Source organism: Rothia endophytica, assembly GCF_039543885.1.
Taxonomy (GTDB): domain Bacteria; phylum Actinomycetota; class Actinomycetes; order Actinomycetales; family Micrococcaceae; genus Rothia; species Rothia endophytica.
Window position 1 is genome coordinate 88,226 of record NZ_BAABKP010000002.1, and the last position, 20,878, is coordinate 109,103.

The 20,878-nt window shown below is 55.8% G+C and carries 17 protein-coding genes; 5 read left to right on the forward strand and 12 right to left on the reverse strand.

Annotation, left to right across the window (positions count from 1 at the left end; genetic code table 11):
• Position 1: 1 nt before the first annotated feature.
• The 5 genes from rbfA to ABD982_RS06905 all read right to left on the reverse strand — a co-directional run bounded on the left by rbfA (position 2) and on the right by ABD982_RS06905 (position 5,985).
• Positions 2-433 carry a 30S ribosome-binding factor RbfA gene (rbfA, locus tag ABD982_RS06885; RefSeq protein ID WP_237203506.1) on the reverse strand — a complete coding sequence of 144 codons (432 nt, stop codon included), beginning with the start codon at positions 431-433 and terminating at the stop codon, positions 2-4.
• Positions 434-641: 208 nt separating this feature from the next.
• Positions 642-3,584, reverse strand: a complete 2,943-nt coding sequence (gene infB / locus ABD982_RS06890) for a translation initiation factor IF-2 (RefSeq protein WP_345445947.1) — start codon at positions 3,582-3,584, stop codon at positions 642-644.
• 232 nt (positions 3,585-3,816) lie between these two features.
• A complete protein-coding gene (locus ABD982_RS06895; protein WP_251380797.1) occupies positions 3,817-4,062 on the reverse strand; it encodes a YlxR family protein in 246 nt (81 codons plus the stop codon).
• A 150-nt stretch (positions 4,063-4,212) separates the two neighbouring features.
• A complete protein-coding gene (gene nusA / locus ABD982_RS06900; RefSeq protein WP_251380796.1) occupies positions 4,213-5,250 on the reverse strand; it encodes a transcription termination factor NusA in 1,038 nt (345 codons plus the stop codon).
• A gap of 129 nt (positions 5,251-5,379) precedes the next feature.
• Entirely contained in the window at positions 5,380-5,985 is a 606-nt protein-coding gene (locus ABD982_RS06905) for a ribosome maturation factor RimP (protein WP_345445950.1), read from the reverse strand.
• 135 nt (positions 5,986-6,120) lie between these two features.
• Between ABD982_RS06905 and ABD982_RS06910 the strand changes: the two genes are divergently transcribed.
• Complete coding sequence (locus ABD982_RS06910) at positions 6,121-6,975, forward strand: hypothetical protein (protein WP_345445952.1); 855 nt, start codon at positions 6,121-6,123, stop codon at positions 6,973-6,975.
• Here the strand turns inward: ABD982_RS06910 and ABD982_RS06915 are convergent.
• The 4 genes from ABD982_RS06915 to ispG all read right to left on the reverse strand — a co-directional run bounded on the left by ABD982_RS06915 (position 6,972) and on the right by ispG (position 12,256).
• A complete protein-coding gene (locus ABD982_RS06915; protein WP_345445954.1) occupies positions 6,972-7,757 on the reverse strand; it encodes a TSUP family transporter in 786 nt (261 codons plus the stop codon). The genes ABD982_RS06910 and ABD982_RS06915 overlap by 4 nt on opposite strands.
• 83 nt (positions 7,758-7,840) lie before the next feature.
• The gene (locus ABD982_RS06920) at positions 7,841-9,640 is read right to left on the reverse strand and encodes a proline--tRNA ligase (RefSeq protein ID WP_345445956.1); all 1,800 of its coding nucleotides are present in this window, start codon (positions 9,638-9,640) and stop codon (positions 7,841-7,843) included.
• Between the two features lie 289 nt (positions 9,641-9,929).
• Entirely contained in the window at positions 9,930-11,072 is a 1,143-nt protein-coding gene (locus ABD982_RS06925) for a GNAT family N-acetyltransferase (protein WP_345445958.1), read from the reverse strand.
• A gap of 17 nt (positions 11,073-11,089) precedes the next feature.
• Positions 11,090-12,256 (reverse strand): flavodoxin-dependent (E)-4-hydroxy-3-methylbut-2-enyl-diphosphate synthase, encoded by a 1,167-nt coding sequence (ispG, locus tag ABD982_RS06930; protein WP_345445960.1) that lies wholly within the window; start codon positions 12,254-12,256, stop codon positions 11,090-11,092.
• A 176-nt stretch (positions 12,257-12,432) separates the two neighbouring features.
• Between ispG and ABD982_RS06935 the strand changes: the two genes are divergently transcribed.
• Complete coding sequence (locus ABD982_RS06935) at positions 12,433-13,104, forward strand: MOSC domain-containing protein (RefSeq protein WP_345445962.1); 672 nt, start codon at positions 12,433-12,435, stop codon at positions 13,102-13,104.
• 325 nt (positions 13,105-13,429) lie between these two features.
• On the opposite strand, the gene ABD982_RS06940 is transcribed toward ABD982_RS06935, so the two are convergent.
• Genes ABD982_RS06940 through ABD982_RS06950 form a run of 3 tightly spaced genes read right to left on the reverse strand, consistent with a single transcriptional unit; the run spans position 13,430 to position 16,862 of the window.
• Positions 13,430-14,080 carry a retron system putative HNH endonuclease gene (locus ABD982_RS06940; RefSeq protein ID WP_345445964.1) on the reverse strand — a complete coding sequence of 217 codons (651 nt, stop codon included), beginning with the start codon at positions 14,078-14,080 and terminating at the stop codon, positions 13,430-13,432.
• Between the two features lies 1 nt (position 14,081).
• Positions 14,082-15,485 (reverse strand): AAA family ATPase, encoded by a 1,404-nt coding sequence (locus ABD982_RS06945; RefSeq protein ID WP_345445966.1) that lies wholly within the window; start codon positions 15,483-15,485, stop codon positions 14,082-14,084.
• A gap of 30 nt (positions 15,486-15,515) precedes the next feature.
• A complete protein-coding gene (locus ABD982_RS06950; protein WP_345445967.1) occupies positions 15,516-16,862 on the reverse strand; it encodes a M50 family metallopeptidase in 1,347 nt (448 codons plus the stop codon).
• A 670-nt stretch (positions 16,863-17,532) separates the two neighbouring features.
• Here ABD982_RS06950 and ABD982_RS06955 point away from each other — a divergent pair.
• The 3 genes from ABD982_RS06955 (at position 17,533) to pflA (ending at position 20,855) form a co-directional block, all read left to right on the forward strand.
• Positions 17,533-19,659 (forward strand): pyruvate formate lyase family protein, encoded by a 2,127-nt coding sequence (locus ABD982_RS06955; protein WP_345445969.1) that lies wholly within the window; start codon positions 17,533-17,535, stop codon positions 19,657-19,659.
• 65 nt (positions 19,660-19,724) lie between these two features.
• Positions 19,725-19,976 (forward strand): autonomous glycyl radical cofactor GrcA2, encoded by a 252-nt coding sequence (grcA2, locus tag ABD982_RS06960; RefSeq protein ID WP_251380785.1) that lies wholly within the window; start codon positions 19,725-19,727, stop codon positions 19,974-19,976.
• 6 nt (positions 19,977-19,982) lie between these two features.
• On the forward strand, positions 19,983-20,855 hold the full coding sequence (gene pflA, locus ABD982_RS06965; protein WP_345445971.1) for a pyruvate formate-lyase-activating protein: 873 nt from the start codon (positions 19,983-19,985) through the stop codon (positions 20,853-20,855).
• Positions 20,856-20,878 lie beyond the last annotated feature (23 nt).

Consider the following 20,878-nt stretch of genomic DNA (forward strand, 5'->3'; position numbering starts at 1 on the left):
CTTACGCTTCGTCGTCTTCTTCGGTCTTGTAGGCATCTGCACCTGCGACGTAGTCAGCGCCTTCTGCGGTGGCGGCGATTTCGGCGTCGCGTTCTTTGGTCTTGCGCAGTAGGTCCTCAATGTGGGCGGCGTTAACCGGCACCTCGTCGGGCACGAAGGTGAGGGTGGGAGTCAGGCGGGCGGTGATGTTCTTACCGACCTCTGAGCGCAGGACGCCCTTGGCGCTTTCTAGAGCAGCAGCAGTTGCCTTCTGCTCCTCGGCGTCCCCAAATACGGTGTAGTAGACGGTGGCGTGCTGAAGATCGTTGGTCACGCGGGCGTCGGTGACGGTGATGAACCCCAGGCGGGGGTCTTTGATACGGCGTTCTAGTGCCTGAGCGACGATGACCTTAATGCGGTCAGCGAGCCGGGCGGCGCGGGCTGGATCAGCCATGAGTTTTCTCCTTGTAAGAAGGTCTGCGGCTTTTCTCCACAACACAGCAGCTGCCGGACACAGCGGCGGTGCTTAGTCTTGTGAGAAAGCCTCGAAGTTTGTTCTCTATAAATTCTAATGGGGGTGGGGTGGCCGCTGTGCGACCACCCCACCCCCATCATCGGGTGCCTAACCGGTGGGGTTAGGCACCGGTACCCTTAGGGAAGGCTTAGACGCGGGGCTTTTCCTGCATCTCCCAGGTCTCGATGATGTCGCCGTCCTTAATGTCGTTGAAAGACCCAAGACCGATACCACATTCGAAGCCCTCGCGGACCTCGGTGGCGTCGTCCTTGAAGCGGCGCAGTGACTCAATCTTGAGGTTGTCTGCAACCACAGCGCCGTCGCGGACCAGACGAGCGTTGGTGTTTCGCTTGATGGTGCCGCTGCGGACGATTGAACCGGCGATGCTGCCCCACTTGGAGGAGCGGAAGACCTCGCGTACTTCAGCTGAGCCGAGCTCAACTTCTTCGTACTCGGGCTTGAGCATACCCTTGACGGCTGCTTCGACCTCTTCGATGGCGCGGTAGATGACGGAGTAGAACTTCATTTCTACGCCTTCTCGGTCAGCCAGTTCTGCCACGCGTTCTGCGGGGCGGACGTTGAAGCCGATGATCACTGCGTTATCGACGGTTGCCAGGTTGACGTCGTTCTGGGTGATTGCACCTACGCCGCGGTGGATGACGCGCAGCTGAACTTCGTCGCCGCCAGCCTCGATCTTCATGAGGGATTCTTCCAGTGCTTCAACAGCACCGGAGACGTCGCCCTTGATGATGAGGTTGAGGGTGTCCATCTTGCCTTCAGCCACTGCGGCATCGAAGGATTCGAGGGTGACGCGCTTGCGGCGCTTAGCCAGCTGAGCGTTGCGGTCTGCTGCTTCACGCTTTTCAGCGATCTGACGGGCGGTACGCTCTTCTTCGGTGGCCAGGAAGGTGTCACCTGCGCGGGGCACGGTAGACAGACCCAGGACCTGGACGGGACGTGAGGGGCCAGCTTCTTCAACGCTGGTGCCCTTATCATCGAACATGGCGCGGACGCGGCCGTGAGCTGCACCGGCAACAATAGCGTCACCGACGCGCAGAGTACCTGACTGGACGAGCACGGTAGCAACTGCACCGCGGCCCTTGTCCAGGTTAGCTTCAATGGCAACACCGCGGGCTTCCTTGTTGGGGTTAGCCTTGAGTTCCAGAGCACCGTCAGCGGTGAGGCAGACAGCTTCGAGGAGCTCAGTGATGTTGAGGCCCTGACGTGCTGAAACGTCAACGAACATGGTGTCGCCACCGTATTCTTCGGGGATCAGACCGTATTCGGTGAGCTGACCGCGGATCTTCTCCGGGTTAGCGCCTTCCTTATCGATCTTATTGACTGCCACCACGATCGGCACTTCTGCTGCCTGGGCGTGGTTCAGGGCTTCAACGGTCTGGGGCATGACGCCGTCGTCCGCTGCGACAACCAGGATGGCGATGTCGGTGACCTTGGCACCACGAGCACGCATAGCGGTGAAGGCTTCGTGACCGGGGGTGTCAATGAAGGTCAGCGCACGGTCTTGGCCGTCAACCTCGGTGTGAATCTGGTAAGCACCGATGTGCTGGGTAATGCCGCCAGCTTCACCGTCGATGACGTTAGTGTTGCGCACAGCATCTAGCAGGCGGGTTTTACCGTGGTCAACGTGACCCATAACGGTCACTACGGGCGGGCGGAATTCGAGCACGTCGTCGTTTTCGCCTTCAGCTTCAGCTTCAAGGTCGATGTCGAAGGATTCGAGCAGCTCGCGCTCTTCGTCTTCGGGGGAAACGATCTTGATGACGTAACCGAGTTCAGCACCGAGCAGTTCGAAGGTTTCTTCGTCCAGTGACTGGGTCTGGGTTGCCATTTCACCCAGGTGGATGAGAACGGTTACCAGTGCCGCTGCATTTGCGCCTATTTTCTCGGAGAAGTCCATGAGGGAGGCGCCGCGGCGCAAGCGAATCTCGGTGGTACCGTCACCGTGAGGTACGGCGACGCCACCAACAGTCGGCTGACGCAGCTGCTCTTCACGACGCAGAGCTGACTTAGTCTTGCCCTTCTTGCGCTTACCACCACCGCGGCCGAATGCACCCTGTGCATTGCCGCGGCCTGCAGGGCCACCACCGGGGCGACCGGGGCCACCACCGGGGCGACCGGGGCCACCACCGGGGCGACCGGGGCCACCACCACCGCGACGGGGGCCGTTGCCGCCGCCTGCGGGAGCACCAGCGCCACCGCGGGCACCGACATTGCCGCTCATCTTGGTGGGCATCATGTTGGGTGAGGGGCGGTTGCCACCTGCACCGCCGCCTGCGGGGCGGGGAGCGCGGTTATCTGCACCTGCGCCTGCGGGGCGGGGTGCGCGATTATCGGCACCTGCGCCTGCGGGGCGGGGAGCGCGGCTATCTGCACCGGCAGGACGCGTGTTGCGTCCACCTGCGGGGCGGGGAGCGCGGTTGTCTGCACCAGCAGGACGGGGACCACCGTTACCTGCGGGGCGGGGTGCGCCGCCGCGGGGGTTACGTCCACCTGCGGGACGCGGACCACCGGTACGGCCTTCACCGCGTTCGCCACGCTCGGGGCGGTCGCCGCGCTTACCCATACCCTGTGAGGTTGAGAAGGGGTTGTTGCCGGGGCGGGGGCCGGGCTTACCTGCGGGCTTGGGAGCTGCAGGCTTAGGTGCACCGGGCTTAGGAGCAGATGCCTGCATGCCCTGTGAGGTTGAGAAGGGGTTGTTGCCGGGGCGGGGGCCAGCAGGCTTGCTGGTCTCAGCCTGAGGCTCTGCTGCCTTAGGTGCGGCAGGTGCCGGCTTTTCAGCTTCAGCCTTGGGGGCATCAGCGGGCTTTGCGGCAGGCTTGGGCGCGGCGGGCTTCATGGCACCGGGCTTTGCTGCTGTGGGCCTAGAAGCGCTGGGCTTAGCAGCCTCAGTCTGGGGGGCCGCAGCCGGCTTGGCGTTGGGGAAAGCAGCGCGGAGTTTTTTAACAACCGGTACTTCGAGAGTTGAAGAAGCACCCTTGACGAATTCGCCAAGTTCTTGCAGCTTTGCTACTGCTTCTTTAGAGGGGATTCCGAGTTCTTTAGCGATCTCGTGAACGCGGGGCTTAGCCACTTTTCTCCTGTTCTGATTCGCACCAGAACAGGCGCGAACCTTCAGTTTATTGGGGGTGGTAGCTCATGGTGAGCTGCGGTGTTGCCGGTGTCTGAGCACAGAAAAGCACTCATTGCGCGGCACTCATCGGGTTTCCATCAGTTTTCTGACTCGCTTTCTTACAAGGTAAGCCGTCAAACTCGTTTGACTTTCTTGGTTCGCCTGGGTCTTACCCCTGAACCGGTGTGCAGCACTATGCTGTGATCACCAGTTCATTTGGCTGTACCCGGGTGCGAAAGGCCCTGCTGAACGCGTTCTTTTTGATTGCGAGCGCCAGGCATTCCTGAGTGTGGTGGAGCCATGCTCCCCTACCCGGGTGGTTTTTTGCCGGGTCAAAGGTGAGCCGCGGGGGCTCGCCGTCAACCTTTGCAATTCTGATGAGGTCTGACTGCGCAGCAGTGGCGCGGCAGCCGATACAGGTACGAAGAGGGGTGTGCATGTGCCCCTCCTTTTAGTTCTGTTACCAGGACGCTACCGCTTGCTTCATCTCCATAGAGTAGAGGGGCAAGAGTGGGCGCACTGGTTCCCTGTTAATAACCTCTATAGACCAGTTTAGCCCCCTTACGGGGGCTAACGGCAACTATGTTAGTTAGCTCTCGCTATCCGAAGCTTCAGTCTCGGCCTCTGCTGCGGCTTCTTCGGCTGCTGCTAGAGCCGCGCGGTACTTAGATTCAGCGATAATATCGATACGCCAGCCGGTGAGCTTAGCAGCCAGACGGGCGTTCTGCCCTTCCTTGCCGATAGCCAGTGAGAGCTGGTCATCGGGCACAATAGCGCGGGCTGAGAAGGTTTTGCGGTCGGTCACCGTTACTTCGCTCACCTTGGAGGGTGAGAGCGCTCCGGCGATGAACTCTTCAGGTGAATCCGAGTAGTCAACGATGTCGATCTTCTCGTTATTCAGCTCACCCATCACGGCGCGCACACGAGAGCCCATCTCACCGATGCAAGAACCCTTGGGGTTGATGCCGGGCTTGGTGCCGCGTACTGCCATCTTGGTGCGGTGACCAGCTTCACGGGCGATGGCCATGATTTCCACTGAGCCGTCCTGAATTTCGGGCACTTCGTGCTCGAAGAGGCGGCGCACCAGGTTGGGATGTGAACGCGAAAGTACGATGGAGGGGCCCTTGGGGCCGCGGCGGGCTTCTAGGATGTAGGCGCGCAGGCGGGTGTTGTGGGTGTACCGTTCACCGGGCACCTGCTCAGCGGTCGGCAAGACCGCTTCGAGGGTGCCGAGGTCAACGTGAATCATGCGGGGGTTAGGGCCCTGCTGGATAACACCTGACACCAGGGTACCTTCACGGTCTTTGAACTCACCGAGAACTTGGGAGTCCTGAGCATCGCGCAGACGCTGGTGAATGATCTGACGAGCGGTTGAGGCCGCGATACGCCCAAAGTTGTTGGGGGTGTCGTCAAATTCGCCGATGCGCTGATCATCTTCATCGAGCTCAGGAGCCCAGATGGTGACGATGCCGCTGGAACGGTCAATCTCTGCCCGTGAGCCTCGGATTGCACCGGGCTGCTTCTGGTATGCCAGCAGAAGGGCACTTTCGATCATGGGGATCAGGTCGTCAATCGAGATGTCGCGCTCTTTTTCGAGCAGGCGAAGGTTGCTCAAATCAATGTCCATGGCGGGCCCTTCTATGTAGCACGGCGCCGGGGCGTTTTCACACCCCGGCCCCGCTAAGTTGTATGCGCACCCTAGGGGTGCAACCTAAAGAGGTTATGCGTCGTTGCTAGCTATTCTACCGACTAGGAGCTAACGGTTAAACTCAATTTCTACCTTTGCGGCAGAAATCGCGTCCCAGTGAAGGGTATGCGCATCGCGGTAAGACTCCGGCTGACCCTTCTTGGTTTCTTTTTTACGGCGCAGGACCGGGCCCTCATCACTCACTGAATCGAGGCGGGCAAGGTAGTTTTCTCCGCCCTTTTCGGTGATATCAATCAGGCGATCAATCGAGCGTTTCCAGTGACGGGTTTCGATTAGCGGGCTGGTGACGCCGCGGGATGAGACCTCTAACCTGTAGGGAGCCTCACCGTCGTTCGCTTCATCGAGCGCCGATGAAATTGCCTGTGAAACCTCAGCGATGGTGTCCAGCGAGAGAGCATCGGTGCGGTCTTCTGGGTAATCAATCACGATTTCAAGGGTGCGGTTAGCACCCTTGCCCTGGGCTGTGACCTTTTCAAGCACCAGCTTAAAGTCTTCGGCTACCACCTTCTCGATAGCACCGCGCACTTCATCCAGCACAAGAAAAGAGCCGGACGCAGCCTTTGGGGTGGAAATACCCTCAGCGGCACGGGCCGATGCCCTGCGCTCGCGAGCATTAGGAGCGTCCTTTTTTGAAGCCTTGGGGCCGTTCGCCATAGCTTTTCTTACCTTTCACGGTTTGTCGTCTTCTCTACCCTAACCGATATCCCGGGGCCGGTCAGTTAGCTCTGCCTGGGCATTGATCTTTCTGGCAGAATGGGGTGTGTCCTTCCCGCCGTCCCAAGGTTGCCTATGCCCCGCCCTCTTCCCAAGATTTTTGCCGCTCTTCTGGCCCTCATACTTCTTGCTCTGGTCGCAGTTGGCTTAACAGCGCAGAAGAAGAGCGATCAGACCCGGGCAGAACTTGAGACTCAGAGCGCAATTGCAGCTCAGCTCCTTTCTCTGCGGCAAACCGGTGAGGACGGTGAGCTAGGTGCGGCAATCACCGCATCTTTGGAGACTTTGGCACCGGCTGCCCGAGACATTGAAGCAGTTCAAGTCTCAGAAGGTTCCGGGAGCCGTCTAGAGCAGAGCCTTGATGCCCTGCTCTCACTCGGGTTTGATGCGCAAACTGCAGCTGACCGCGAGCGCGCACTCATGGCTGCGGTGAGGGTATGGCAGGGAGCAGCAGCTGATGGTCTCGTTGAGGGAAATTACCCTCCCGCGCTAGAGCAGCGTTTAGAGGGGTTGGAAGGTTTTGTCTGCGATGACCCAAACCCAGCTCCCGCAGAAGGGGCGGTTTCTGAGCCAGTTCTTCATCTGCAAGATGCGTTAGGACAGCTGGGCTATGTCGCAGAGGTTTACGCTGCCCGCGCCGGTCAGGAATACGGCGAGGTAGCCGAGACTGCTGGCAATCGGGCTAAGTTTGCTGACACTCTTGAAGGTGAACTTTCCCCGATTTTGAGCTGTGAGGGGCTCTTGCGAGCCCCGGCGGCGTCCTACCCTCTGGCTGAACCCGCGGACGCTTCTACTCAGTTGGATGCTGCGCTTGCAGCTATTACCACCGACGCGCAGGCTGCCCTCGGCGATTCTGCCCTACCAACGGAGGCTGACCGGGTAGAGCTTCTGCTGGTCAAAACCCTGCTGGATGCCGGCAGCGCCAGCTAGGCGCCGGTGAGCAGATCGTAGCTGAGCTTAAGAATCAGGGCGCTCACCACGCAGAGCATCATCACCCGTATAAAACCGTTGCCCCGTGCTATGGCGGTGCGAGCACCTAGGTAGCCACCAGCCATATTGGCAACCCCCAAGGCCAACCCCAGCCACCAGACAGTGTGCCCACCCAGGCTAAAAAGTACGATAGCACCCAGGTTAGTTGCAGCATTAATGATTTTCGCGTGAGCGGTCGCCTGCAAGAAGCTATAGCCCAGCAGTGAAATCATGGCAATCATCAAGAAAGAGCCTGTGCCGGGGCCCAGCACCCCGTCGTAAAAACCGATGACTGCACCAATCCCCAGGCTCGTCAGTAGCAACCGCCCACCGGTATGATTGGGGCGGCTCAACTCCCCCAGCTGAGGTTTGAGGAGGGTATATACCAGCACTCCGAGCAGAGCAAGAATGATAAGCGGCTTAATGAGAACCACCGGCAGAATCGTTGCTAGCAGAGCTCCCATCACGCTAGCTCCAAAAGCAAGGAGGGCTGTGGGCAGTGCCGTGCGCCGGTCCACCGGCACACGCCGTAAGTAGGTGGCTGCACTGGTGAGAGTGCCAAAGACAGAGCCCACCTTATTGGTTGCCAGCGCCTGCACCGGCGTTAGCCCGGGCACCATGAGCAAAGCGGGCAGCTGAATCATTCCGCCGCCACCGACCACGGCGTCCACCCAGCCAGCCGCGAAAGCAGCCAGCAGTAACAAACTCAGAGTCAGCAAATCTAGCCCTTCAAGCCCCAGCACCGCACCACCGTCCTTTTACACCAACAACAAAGAGGTGGAAGGGGCACCCCTTCCACCTCTCAAACCTAACGCAAAGCTAAGTTCTAGCCTTGAACCTCAGCTAGGATCTCTGCAACCGCATCGGCCACAGCGACCTCACGTGCCTCACCACTGCGGCGGTCCTTGACCTCAACCTTGCCTTCGGCAAAGCCACGCCCAACGACCACAATGGTGGGAACACCCAGCAACTCAGCATCGCCGAACTTAACGCCGGGGGACGCCTTGGGGCGGTCATCAAAAATGACCTCAAGCCCTGCGGCTTCAAGGTCAGCGACCAGTGCCTCAGCGCCATCAACGATTTCAGTGCCCTTACCGGTCATCACCACGTGCACATCGGCCGGTGCAAGGTTGCGGGGCCAGATGAGGCCGCGGTCATCGCGGTTGCCCTCAGCAACGGCAGCCAGTGCGCGGGTGACACCCACGCCGTAAGAACCCATGGTGACGGTCTGCAGCTTGCCGTTCTGGTCCAACACCTTCAGGCCCAGTGACTCAGCGTACTTGGTGCCCAGCGCGAAGATGTGGCCCATCTCGATGCCGCGGGCAGTCATCAACTCACCTGAGCCGTCCGGAGCGGGGTCACCCTCGCGCACTTCGCAGGCCTCAATGACGCCATCCGCTTCAAAGTCGCGGCCCGCGACCAGGTAGTAAACGTGCTTGCCGGCCTCATTAGCGCCGGTAATCCAGGCAGAGCCGGGTACCACGCGGGGATCCAGGTAAAAGGGGATGCCGGTAGCAGACTCTTCACCCAGAAGCTTGGCATCCAGCGTGTTGCCGGGGCCGATGTAGCCCTTGACCAGCTGGGGGAACTTCTTGAAGTCCTCTTCGGTTGCAGCCTCGACCTCAACCTCGCCACCAACGCCCAGCAGGGCGCCGACGTTAACCTCAACACGATCCATATCTACGGCACGATCACCGGGCACACCGATGGCGACCAGCTTACGCTCGCCGTCCGGGAGGATAACAGCAACCACGACGTTTTTGAGCGTGTCAGCCGCGGTCCAGGCGCCATCCGCCCTGGGGTGCAAGAAGTTGGACTGGTCTACTAAAGTTTCAATGGTGGGTGACTCGGGAGTCTCCAGCACGATAGCGGCAGGGGTATTGGTTGCGTCCACGGGCTCAGGAACCACAGTGGTCACAGCCTCAACGTTTGCTGCATAGCCACCAGCTGAACGCACAAAGGTGTCCTCACCGATGGGGGTGGGGTGCAGAAATTCTTCTGAGCGGGAGCCACCCATAGCACCAGACTGAGCCTTCACAATCACAATTTTAAGACCCAGACGCTCGAAAATCTTGATGTAGGCGGCACGGTGAGCCTGGTAGGCCTCATCCAAACCGGCGTCATCAATGTTGAAGGAGTAGGAGTCCTTCATGATGAATTCGCGGCCGCGTAGTAGACCGGCACGGGGGCGGGCCTCATCGCGGTACTTGGTCTGAATTTGGTAGAGGCAGACGGGCAGATCCTTGTAAGAGGTGTAGAGATCTTTAACCAGCAGGGTGAACATTTCCTCGTGGGTCGGGGCCAGGAGCATGTCAGTGCCCTTGCGGTCCTGTAGGCGGAAAAGGTTATCACCGTACTCGGTCCAGCGGTTGGTTGCCTCGTAGGGTTCGCGGGGTAGCAGCGCCGGGAAGTGCACTTCCTGGGCGCCGATCGCATTCATCTCTTCGCGCACAATGTTCTCTACCTTGGCTAGAACCTTGAGGCCCAAAGGTAGCCAGGAGTAGATACCGGGGGCTGCTCGGCGAATGTAGCCGGCGCGCACCAGCAGTTTGTGGCTGGCGACTTCGGCATCAGCCGGGTCTTCGCGCAAAGTGCGCAGGAATAGGTTAGAAAGGCGCTGTACCAAGGTGCTGCTGTTCCGTTTCTCGTAAGTGGTCTAAGATGCCTGTCTCAGCTGAGGCAGGCCACAGTCTGCTCCCAGTTTACCGCCTAGAGCTGTGGGCGGCACACCTCCTGTGTGCCGCCCGCAGTTCCAACAGATTGTTTGGGCGAGGTTCAGTGATGCGCACCAGTGTGTCTTGGTAAGGTCTCGCTCGTTCAGGCCAGATCCCAAACCTCAGTTTCAGAGGGTTCTTTGTCGATGACAAGGTGTTGCCCACCCCCACTTATAGGGCACTTTCCACCCGTTGTCAGGTTTAGAACAGGATGGTGGAGAAAGTGCCTGTTTGCTGCCAGCCTGTGCGTTGATATAGTGCCCTGGCAACCGTGTTATAGCTGTTGACGTAGAGCGAGAGCTGGGGAAAGCGAGTGCGAATGAGTTCGGACGCTTGCGCCAGCAAGGTGGGTGCCAGCCCCTGCCCCCGATAAGCAGGGTGTAACCAGACGCCCTGCAGTTGGCAGGCGTCCCCGTGAGCCAACCCTAGATCTGCTTTAAAGACGACCACGCCCTCATCGTTGACGGCCACCAGGGTGCGCCCACTGCGGGTCAGGTCATCGATACGGCGGGTGTAGCCTGCGGGGTCACGGGTCATGGGGTCATAACCCACTTCTTCAGTAAACATGGCCACCGAAGCGCGCAGTAGGCTTTGTCGGTCAGAAGTGCGTGCCCACCGCACCTTCTCGGCAATTTGCGGAGCTGTTAGGTTAGGGCGGTGCAGTTCTCTGTCTGCAAGTTCGGTCAGGTCAACATGCTCGGGCAGCTCCAGCAGGGGCTGATCTTCTCGCACGTCAAAGGGCGTGGGCATACGCTGGACTAGGTATTCCCACAGACCCATCACAGCTTCACGGCGCCCAAAGATAGATCCGATTCTGCGGTGATGCCTCAGGACGTACTGGGCAACCTGGCGTTGATACTCAGCAGGTATGGTCAGGGGTACGCAATTAGCGCCCAGCCACAGTGCACCCACCAGAGCGTAGCGGGGTTCACGGTTTTCTGGTGACACCGCTTCGGCATAACCAGGTAGAGAAGCTTCGGTGTGACTCCCCTGCGCTCTGCCTACCGTTTCTGTAGTCCTCGCGAACGTTGCCTCTAGCACGTTGAGCACTCGCCGCGGCAGGCGGCCAGCTACCACTGGTTCTCGCGGCGCAGCGTCCTTGGGTGAGCCCTCAGCAGTTGCGGCATGGCGGGGCGCAAATATTCCGATAAACCCGCGGGGGGTCTTGAGGGCGTTCAGGGTGCTGGGTGCAGGCAAGCCAAAAATGTTGAGGTGTTCAGCAGCATATAAAAAACCCACCGGGTCAGTGCTAATCAGGGCCTCCAGCTCATCTCGGTCATCGAGAGTGAGCGGGCGTATGATGGCGTCCGCAGCATTGCGCTGGATTTTTGATAAAACTGACACGGTGGGTGTGCGGTGGTTTAGTTGCTCACTGAAACAGTGGGGTCACCGGAGAGGTCGATTTCGCCGCGTTCTTCCATTTCGCGGGCAATGCGGTTGGCCTCATCGATGAGGGTCTGCACAATGTCCTCTTCGGGCACAGTCTTAATAACTTCACCCTTGACGAAAATCTGCCCCTTACCGTTACCGGAGGCAACGCCAAGATCGGCTTCGCGAGCTTCACCGGGGCCGTTCACTACGCAGCCCATGACGGCAACGCGCAGGGGCACCTTCATCCCTTCAAGGCCCTTGCTGACGTTCTCTGCAAGTTCCCACACATCTACCTGGGCGCGGCCGCAGGAGGGGCAGGAAACAATATCGAGCTTGCGGGGGCGCAGATTGAGTGATTCAAGAATCTGCGAACCAACCTTAACCTCTTCAACGGGAGGAGCTGATAGGGAGACGCGAATGGTGTCGCCAATACCCTCTGAAAGAAGGGCACCAAATGCTGTAGCACTCTTGATAGTTCCCTGGAAAGCTGGGCCTGCTTCGGTGACCCCCAAGTGTAGGGGCCAGTCGCCGGCAGCCGCCAGCTGACGGTAGGCCTCCACCATAATGACGGGGTCGTTGTGCTTCACAGAAATCTTAAAGTCGTTAAAGCCGTGCTCCTCGAAGAGTGATGCTTCCCAGACAGCGGATTCCACCAGTGCTTCGGGGGTTGCCTTACCGTACTTTTCCAGCAGGCGGGGGTCCAGCGAACCAGCGTTGACACCGATGCGGATGGAGGTGCCGTGATCCTTAGCTGCAGCAGCGATTTCCTTGACCTGGTTATCGAACTTACGGATGTTACCGGGGTTCACGCGCACAGCACCGCAACCGGCTTCAATCGCCTGGAAGACGTACTTGGGCTGGAAGTGAATATCAGCAATCACCGGGATTTGGGATTGCCTGGCGATAATGGGCAGCGCCTCGGCGTCTTTATCGGTGGGGCAAGCCACGCGTACGATGTCGCAACCGGACGCGGTCAGCTCAGCAATCTGCTGCAAAGTGGAGCCAATATCGTAGGTTTTGGTGGTGGTCATCGACTGCACCGAGATGGGGGAATCTGACCCTACCCCTACGCTACCTACCTTGAACTGACGGGTTTTGCGGCGCGGCGCCAGCACGGGCGGCGGTGCGGCGGGCATTCCAAGAGCGACTGAGGTCAAGATAATCCTCCAAAAGACTTACAGGCACACCGGCGGTGGCGCGCGTTGTTTCAACTATATATTGTGCCACGCTTCTGCGCTGGGGGCGCTTGAGCTAGCGCACATGCACATAGAGGTCAGGTCACAGTCCATGTATCAGACTCCGCATTGAGCAACGTCCACCTATACTGAGTCCTATGATCCAGACCTCACCCTTGCCCCGCGTCCTCTCAACCAATCTCGCTGCCCCTGTGCCCTATCAGACGAGAACCCAGAAAATAACCGGCATTAACAAGGTGGCGCAGCCTTTTATTGAGGTCTTTACGCCGGGGCCTCACTATGGGGATGGCTCCGGGGTTGCAGGTGATACGATCGGCGATACAAAGCACCACGGCGGGCAGCACAAGGCGGTTTACGCCTATGCGCGCGAAGAGCTGGACTACTGGGGCGCGCACCTGAGCCAAAACTTCCCTGATGGTTACTTTGGTGAAAACCTCACCACCGAAGGCATCACCTGGGCTGAGGTACGGATCAATCAGCGTATTAAGGTGGGAACGGCAGTGCTCGAGGTGAGTGTGCCGCGCTCCCCCTGCCGCACCTTCGCCACCTGGCTGAATCAGCGCGGCTGGGTCAAAACTTTCACCGCCCGCGGGGACGCTGGCGCCTACATGCGCGTTATCACTGCGGGCACCGTTAGCCCCGGCGACACCGTGGAGTTTCTGGACGCACCCGCTCACGGGGTCACCTTGGGCACGGCTTTCGCCGCCGCCATGGGCGATAAGCAGGCAGCTCGTGCCGTGGCAGAAGCGAACTGTTACCCGCCCTTCTACCAGTCAAAAGTAGAAAAGCTGGCGGGCATCACAAGCTAGCTACTAGAAAACGTTGATGGGCTTGAAAATATCAGCAGCCACCTAGCTCACTTATAAACGCTCATATCATCGGTAGTAAATTAGTTGAATCAAAGGTAGCATGTCCGCCGTAGTCAACTAGATTCATCAACCCACTTCGAATAAAACCCTTGAAAAAATATAGCTTTATAAGGTAAAAATCAGCAATTTATTATAAATTCATTAATTACAATATGAATTGAATAAATCGAATTCTCGTACAATGAACATATTTCATCATCTATCATAAAGCATATTTAGTTCAATTTCTTTAATATAAAATTCAATAACTAATTAAAAGGATACTCTAAATCAATTTATAAAGGTTCTGACGAATAGCCATATATACAAAGTTTGAATACGGCACCCGCACAAATTTAGAACTATTTACAGGGGAGTCTCCTTTCAAAAATTTAAAGTAAGCTATGGTAGCATTTTCTGATTTTCTTATCTTGAGGAAGGTTTCCCAGGAGCTATCAATTTGCGCCTTGCGGTGGGTTAATAGATTTACTTCATTTAGATTTAATATTTCAATCGCAGCTTGAGCCCCTGGATCTTTACCTTTTATTTCTCCAGTAAATTCATATGAAAACCTAGTGAACAGAGACAAATCAAGCAAGTCGATATTCAGTTCAGAATCATCTTTTTTGTGTCCGCACGTCTTGGTGGACTGACAGGACGCAAACAGATTATCATAATCTAAGGTAATGTTTCTATATTTTGACTGAGGTTTAAAATGATCGATATGAGCCGTTATAACCTGCTCTCCCGACGGATTATGAGTGTTGTAGTTAATAAGATCCTCACAATAACAACAAAAAAATTTTTGCTCTGCGATTAGTGATTTTTTAACTTCCCTCCTCACATTTTGGTAAAGATCTTCATATTTGGCTGTGGGACGCCTGGACTTGAAATTAATCAGTTCGTAGGGTTCATTAAACTTGGATATGGGTCGCATGTTATTCCCCAAAAATCCGATTAAATGCATCAGATGATATTATTTCATCACTTGAGACAATCGATGAGACCAGATTTACCCTTTCCCGCAACTCGTCTAATTTTTCATTCTTGGCAGTTGGGATCTCATCCACAAGATCGTTCAATTTTGATTTAGCCGAAGCAATAGCCTTTTTATCATTAGCTGCTTGATCAATCTTATACGAAATTTGGTTTAGCGTTTCATAAATTCGGTTCTCCATAAAGTTTGCACCCATTTGTTTATACATTTGGTTAGCGCTCCAACCCAAATATGTTTGTGGTCGAAGTTTCTCACCATTAATTATGTCATCGAAATTATATACGTTTACGTTATCGGCGGTATTGATTACTAGTGGCGAGTGCGTTGTTACAATAAATTGACAGTTTCTAAAAGTTTTACTCAATTTATCCAGAATATCCATTTGCCATTTAGGATGAAGGTGAAGATCAACCTCATCAATAAGCACAATCCCTGTAGCATCCAACGGGTTCTCGTTCTGGGGATTACAGATAACAAGATTTTTTGCAATATCTCCGACAAGGGCTAGCAGGATTTTTTCACCATGAGATAACTGGTTAATCGTAAACATTTCTCCATTTTTATATATATTTATAGACTTAGGTGAGGTTCTATCAACATGCAGGCCGTAGAACCCGTCCATAAACGACTCAATGGCATAGCGTACCGCCTTTATTTGCTCCACGGAGTTTCTCAGCTCTGGGGTTATTCGGGCTCCGTAGCCATTGATTTCACTTACCCTAAATTGGTTTTCAATATTTTCAATATCTTCAAACCATTCAAAAAAATTTCTAAAACTAGTTTGTTTTGAAAACAAACTTTTATAATAGCCAATCGGTGTTTTTAGCGATCTGCCTGTATTTCGTCTAGGTATTACAATAGAACTTCTATCCACACGATATGACATTATCGCAGGAAGCTCTTGAATATCAGATTCGAGATTAGCATCAGAATTCACTTTGCTTACCAGTCTATCAATCTCATTTAGAGAAACCCTTGAGACTTTTTCAGAATAAACTCTGTCAAACCTATTAACAGGTATTTTCCAACTAAATATATCAGATTTTTCGTAATTAGAATTATATTGATTCCCTAAAATCACTTCTAACTCAATACTTGACTCTCCATAACCACCATCATAGGTATTGGTGATGTCCGCGAATGTAAAAGGGTTTTTATAACTTTGGCGAGCGCTTCTTTGAGTGAACCGCTGGAGCAGGTATTCGATAGCTTCAAGAGCTGTGCTTTTTCCACTTCCGTTAGAGCCGATGAAGACATTTATATTTGATGTGCTATCTTTATCGAATTTGAGGGTTAGCTTCTCAAATTTGCGGAAGTTATTCAGTTCCAGTTTAGAAATATACATTTTTCTCCATTCTCAGTAATTGTTTCAATCTTACAACAGGCTAATCGGCTTGAAAATATCAGCAGCCACCAGAATAACGGTCATCACCAAGAAGGAACCTGCCACTACGTAGGTCAGCGGCAGCAGCCTCACCGGGTCAAAGGGGCCAGGATCCTTACGCCCTAACAGGCGGGCAGTCTTGCGGCGGAAGCCCTCCCAGAGTGCACCTAGCACGTGCCCGCCGTCCAGAGGCAGTAACGGTATCAGGTTAAAGACAAAGAGCATGAGGTTCATTTGTGCGATCAGTGAAACCAGGGAGGCGGCCTTATCGCGCAGCATGATTTCGTCGTGGGCAGCGATTTCACCGGCAATACGCCCCACACCCACCACTGAGACCGGGCTGTTGATATCGCGCTCCCCGTTAGTGAGTAGGGTTTGCGCCACTCCGTAGACGCGGGCGGGTAGCTTAATGAGGGTAGCCCCGATTCGCTCAAGAGACTGCCCAACCGTGGGCAGCACCTCCCCTACCGTACCGGGGGTCAGCTCAGTTTTGGGGCTGATACCAATGAAACCAACATCAACGGTTTCTAGGTTGCCATCACTATCCACCGTATAGGCCCCTAATAACTCATCCATCACCGGGCGGACGGTCAGTATGGGAGTAATCTGCAGTTCTTGTAGCTGACCATCACGCTGCACGGTGACTGGCACGGTCTGATTGGCACGGTCTCGGATCATAGAGCTGAGCTGCTCCCAGCCAGTCACCGGTTCGCCGTCAAAACTGGTTATCACATCGCCCGGCTGCAGACCAGCTTTCAGGGCAGGTGATACCGGGTCTTCTGCGCCGCATTCACTTGCAGATGCGCTGTCAGCATCGGTAGCACTCACTTGCTGCACGCACTCGGATACCGTACTAACGGTTGCGGTGGGCTGGTAGGAGCCGAAGCCGGTCACCAAAATGGCGGTACACATCAGCCCAATTAGCAGGTTCATGGTGGGCCCACCCAGCATAATAATGATGCGTTTGTAGACCGGTAGCTTATAGAAGAGACGGTTTTCGTCCCCCGGTAAGATGCGTTCAGCATCCGCCTCGCGGGCATCGGTGGCAAGTTGCTGGAAAGGGCTGGTTCCGCCGGCTCGACCTCCCTGGTTTTCCCGACCCGGCGGGTACATGCCGATCATGGAGATGTAGCCGCCCAAAGGTAGCGCCTTGAAACCGTATTCCGTTTCACCGCGCCGCCAGGAGAAGATGGTCTTACCGAAACCAATCATGTACTGCGGCACCCGCACCCCAAAGAGCTTGGCGGGCACCAGATGCCCCACCTCATGCAGGGCAATGGATACGGCAATAGCGAGCGCCATCAGCACAACACCCAGAATGAAGAGCAGAATACCCACAGAACTCCTTGAATCGCGGTAGGACGCCGGTGCCCATCTCTCTTATCGGGGAGTTGGGGTGGCGTCGGGATATACCAGCTTTTTAGCCTACGCCACCGGCTAGAGATTAGACGCTCTTGGCGAGCTGATGAGTCTTTGAATTTGCCAACAGTGGGACTGACGCATCCCAGGGAGAGAATATGGGATAGCGGTAGCAGGCTGGCTCGGGGCTGGCGTGAATCGCCGCGGGAGCGCTAGCGAATCTTGCGAGAGGGTCGGCCTGCTGCCGCTATCCCGTATTCTCTCTCGCTGAAGCTACACATATGTTTTGCTCACACAGCGGGTTTTGCTTTTCGGTTCAAGTGTCAGACAAGTTTAGGTGGAACCCACCCCAACTTTTGAGTGTTTTGCACCTTTACTTTTAGGTCAAAAAAACACTTACTTCATAAACCGCTTTGAACGCGAAACAAAGCGTGCACATGGGATTGAAAATCTTACCTACGGCCCGCTATTAAAAACCACAAAATATGAGTTGACTAGGTAATATATCTTATGTATTCAAGGTCTATCATTTATAGTATATTTAGTACCAGATTTGATTTAAGCCCTTCTTCACGACAGACTTATTCATGAAGGAACACCCACTACGGGTGTGTTCAAACCATAGAAATCTTCACAAGGAGAAGTTCACATGACCGCACAGGTGCAAGCTGAAAGCTCTGCAGCCCACGGCGTATTCGTCAATGAGCAGTCAACCAAGGCATGGGAGGGGTTCACCCCCGGTGCTTGGCAGCATGAAATTGACGTTCGCGGCTTTGTGCTCAATAATTTCACCCCCTACCTAGGTGATGCCGAGTTCCTTACTGGTCCCACCGATAAAACCCTGCGGGTCTGGGACACCCTTGAGAAGAAATACCTCTCGGTTGAGCGTAAGCAGCGTGTTTACGATATTGATACCGATACCCCGGCTGAAATTGACGCTTTCCCGGCTGGCTACATTTCTGAGGATGATAACGTCTGCGTTGGTCTGCAGACCGACGTACCTCTCAAGCGTGCCATGATGCCCAACGGGGGTTGGCGCATGGTCGAGACCGCTATCCGTGAGGCCGGCAAGGAACCCAACGAAGATATTAAGAAGATCTTCACCGAGTACCGCAAGACCCACAACCAGGCTGTCTTTGACATCTATACCCCACGCATCCGTGCGGCCCGTTCCTCCCACATCATCACCGGCCTGCCCGATGCTTACGGCCGCGGCCGCATCATCGGTGACTACCGTCGTGTAGCTCTCTACGGCGTTGATAATCTCATTGCTGATAAAGAGCGCGCTAAAGACGCCACCTTGAGCAAAGGCTTCAGTGAGCACTGGGCACGCTACCGCGAGGAGCACTCAGAGCAGATTCGTGCTCTGCAACGCCTCAAGAAGATGGCTGAAAAGTACGGCTTCGACATCTCAGGCCCCGCTACCAACGCCCAAGAAGCAGTGCAGTGGACCTACTTCGCTTACCTAGCTTCGGTTAAGTCTCAGGACGGCGCTGCGATGTCCATCGGTCGCCTCTCCGGCTTCCTGGATATCTACTTCGAACGCGACCTGCAAGCCGGTCTCATCACTGAGACCGACGCCCAGGAAATGATTGATGCTCTGGTTATCAAGCTGCGCATCGTCCGCTTCCTGCGCACCATCGACTACGATCAGATTTTCTCAGGTGACCCCTACTGGGCAACCTGGTCAGACGGCGGCTTCTCCGCTGACGGCCGCGCCCTGGTCACCAAGACCTCCTTCCGTCTGCTGCAGACTCTGCGTAACCTGGGCCCTGCTCCCGAGCCCAACATCACCATTTTCTGGGATGAAGAGTTGCCCACCGGCTACAAGGAATTCTGCTCCGCTATCTCCATTGAGACCTCTTCAATTCAGTACGAATCAGACCCCCAGATCCGCGAACAGTGGGGTGACGATGTCGCTATCGCCTGCTGTGTCTCCCCCATGAAGATCGGCAAGCAGATGCAGTTCTTCGGCGCTCGCGTCAACGCTGCTAAGGCGCTGCTTTACGCCATGAACGGCGGCCGTGATGAAATGACCGGCAAACAGATTGTAAACGGCTACGAGCCCATCACCGGCGACGGCCCCCTCGACTTTGACGAGGTCTGGGTTAAGTACGAAGAAATGCTGGACTGGGTGATCGGCACCTACGTTGAGGCTCTGAACATCATTCACTACAGCCACGACAAGTACGCCTACGAGTCCATCGAAATGGCACTGCACGATTCAGATATCATCCGTGCCATGGGCTGCGGTATCGCAGGTCTGTCGATTGTTGCCGACTCTTTGGCAGCTATCAAGTACGCCAAGGTCACCCCCGTGCGCGACGAGACCGGCCTGATCGTTGACTACATCACCGAGGGTTCGTTCCCCGCCTACGGCAACGATGATGACCGCGCCGATGATATCGCCGCAACCATCGTCCACACCGTCATGGAGAAAATCAAGGCGATCCCCCTCTACCGCGACGCGATCCCCACCCAGTCCGTCCTGACCATCACCTCCAACGTGGTCTACGGCAAGGCAACCGGTAGCTTCCCCTCAGGTCACCGCGCAGGCGAGCCCTTCTCACCCGGCGCCAACCCCGAAAACGGTATGGACACCCACGGCATGGTCGCTTCCATGCTATCGGTCGGCAAGCTGGACTACGAGGACGCTCTGGACGGCATCTCGCTCACCAACACCATCACCCCCACCGCACTGGGGCGCACTAAAGAAGAACAGGTCAGAAACCTGGTCGGCATCCTTGACGCCGGCTTCATCCCTGAAGAAGACTAAAAACTATAAACAACCCGTGCACCGCACCACCCCACCCCACCCCACCCCACCCCAAGGAGAACATCATGGCAGTAAAGTCATACGAAGAGCGCCTAGCATCCATGAAGGCAAACCGCGCCGCAAAGACCACCCCCAAGGGTCTCTACCACGCCAACATCAACGTTCTAAACCGCGAAACCCTCGAGGACGCGATGGAGAACCCCGATAACTACCCCAACCTGACCGTGCGCGTCTCAGGTTACGCCGTGAACTTTGTTCGTCTAACCCGCGAACAGCAGATGGACGTGCTCTCACGCACCTTCCACCACGGTGCATAAGCTGTAGTGACAACAACAGACGCCACTGTATCCGTCGGCGAGCAAGATTTTGCTCCGCCGACGGATCGACATAAGGGTGCAGGCACCTGGGGCCTAGGTGAACTGACTGAACTTGAACGCGCACAGCAACTCAAGATGATGCGTGAAGGTCAGCTGGGTTCGGTGCATTCCTGGGAGCTGGTCACTGCCGTGGACGGCCCCGGCACACGCATGACCATCTTTATGAATGGTTGCCCCCTGCGCTGCCTCTACTGCCACAACCCTGATACCTTCCAAATGCGGGACGGCCAGCCTATTATGGCAGCCGACCTGATGAAGAAGATTAAGCGGATGCGCAAGATTTTCCGCGCCACCGGTGGCGGTATCACCATCTCTGGTGGTGAGGTGCTGATGCAGCGCGCTTTTGCAGAAAATATTCTGATAAGTGCTAAGTCTCTGGGTATTCACACCTGCATCGACACCTCTGGCTATCTGGGCAAGAGCGCATCGGATGAGTTCCTGGAAAACGTGGACCTGGTCTTGCTGGATGTAAAGTCCGGTTCAGAAGAGGTTTACAAGAAACTCACCGGTCGCGAGCTACAGCCCACCATTGATTTCGGCGACAGGCTTTCCGCTCTGGGCAAGAAAATCTGGGTTCGCTTCGTCTCTGTGCCGGGTTACAGCGATTCGGTAGAGAACGTTGAGCAGGTGGCAGATATCGTCTGCCGCTGGAAGAACGTGGTCGAGCGCGTTGAGGTGCTCCCCTTCCACCAGATGGGCACCGATAAGTGGGAATCTCTGGGTCTCAAGTACGAACTTGCGGGCGTTGAGCCACCCTCCAAGGAGGACGTTGAGCGGGTGCGCGATCAGTTCCGCGCTCGCGGTCTTGAGGTTTACTAAACCGCGATTTTCTGAGGTCGAGA

What these genes read in the sequence shown, in the direction of transcription:
- rbfA (WP_237203506.1), bottom strand. Translation starts at nt 433, where the DNA reads ATGGCTGATCCAGCCCGCGCCGCCCGGCTCGCTGACCGCATTAAGGTC.
- ABD982_RS06895 (WP_251380797.1), bottom strand. Translation starts at nt 4,062, where the DNA reads ATGCACACCCCTCTTCGTACCTGTATCGGCTGCCGCGCCACTGCTGCG.
- nusA (WP_251380796.1), bottom strand. Translation starts at nt 5,250, where the DNA reads ATGGACATTGATTTGAGCAACCTTCGCCTGCTCGAAAAAGAGCGCGAC.
- ABD982_RS06905 (WP_345445950.1), bottom strand. Translation starts at nt 5,985, where the DNA reads ATGGCGAACGGCCCCAAGGCTTCAAAAAAGGACGCTCCTAATGCTCGC.
- ABD982_RS06910 (WP_345445952.1), top strand. Translation starts at nt 6,121, where the DNA reads ATGCCCCGCCCTCTTCCCAAGATTTTTGCCGCTCTTCTGGCCCTCATA.
- ABD982_RS06935 (WP_345445962.1), top strand. Translation starts at nt 12,433, where the DNA reads ATGATCCAGACCTCACCCTTGCCCCGCGTCCTCTCAACCAATCTCGCT.
- ABD982_RS06940 (WP_345445964.1), bottom strand. Translation starts at nt 14,080, where the DNA reads ATGCGACCCATATCCAAGTTTAATGAACCCTACGAACTGATTAATTTC.
- ABD982_RS06945 (WP_345445966.1), bottom strand. Translation starts at nt 15,485, where the DNA reads ATGTATATTTCTAAACTGGAACTGAATAACTTCCGCAAATTTGAGAAG.
- ABD982_RS06955 (WP_345445969.1), top strand. Translation starts at nt 17,533, where the DNA reads ATGACCGCACAGGTGCAAGCTGAAAGCTCTGCAGCCCACGGCGTATTC.
- grcA2 (WP_251380785.1), top strand. Translation starts at nt 19,725, where the DNA reads ATGGCAGTAAAGTCATACGAAGAGCGCCTAGCATCCATGAAGGCAAAC.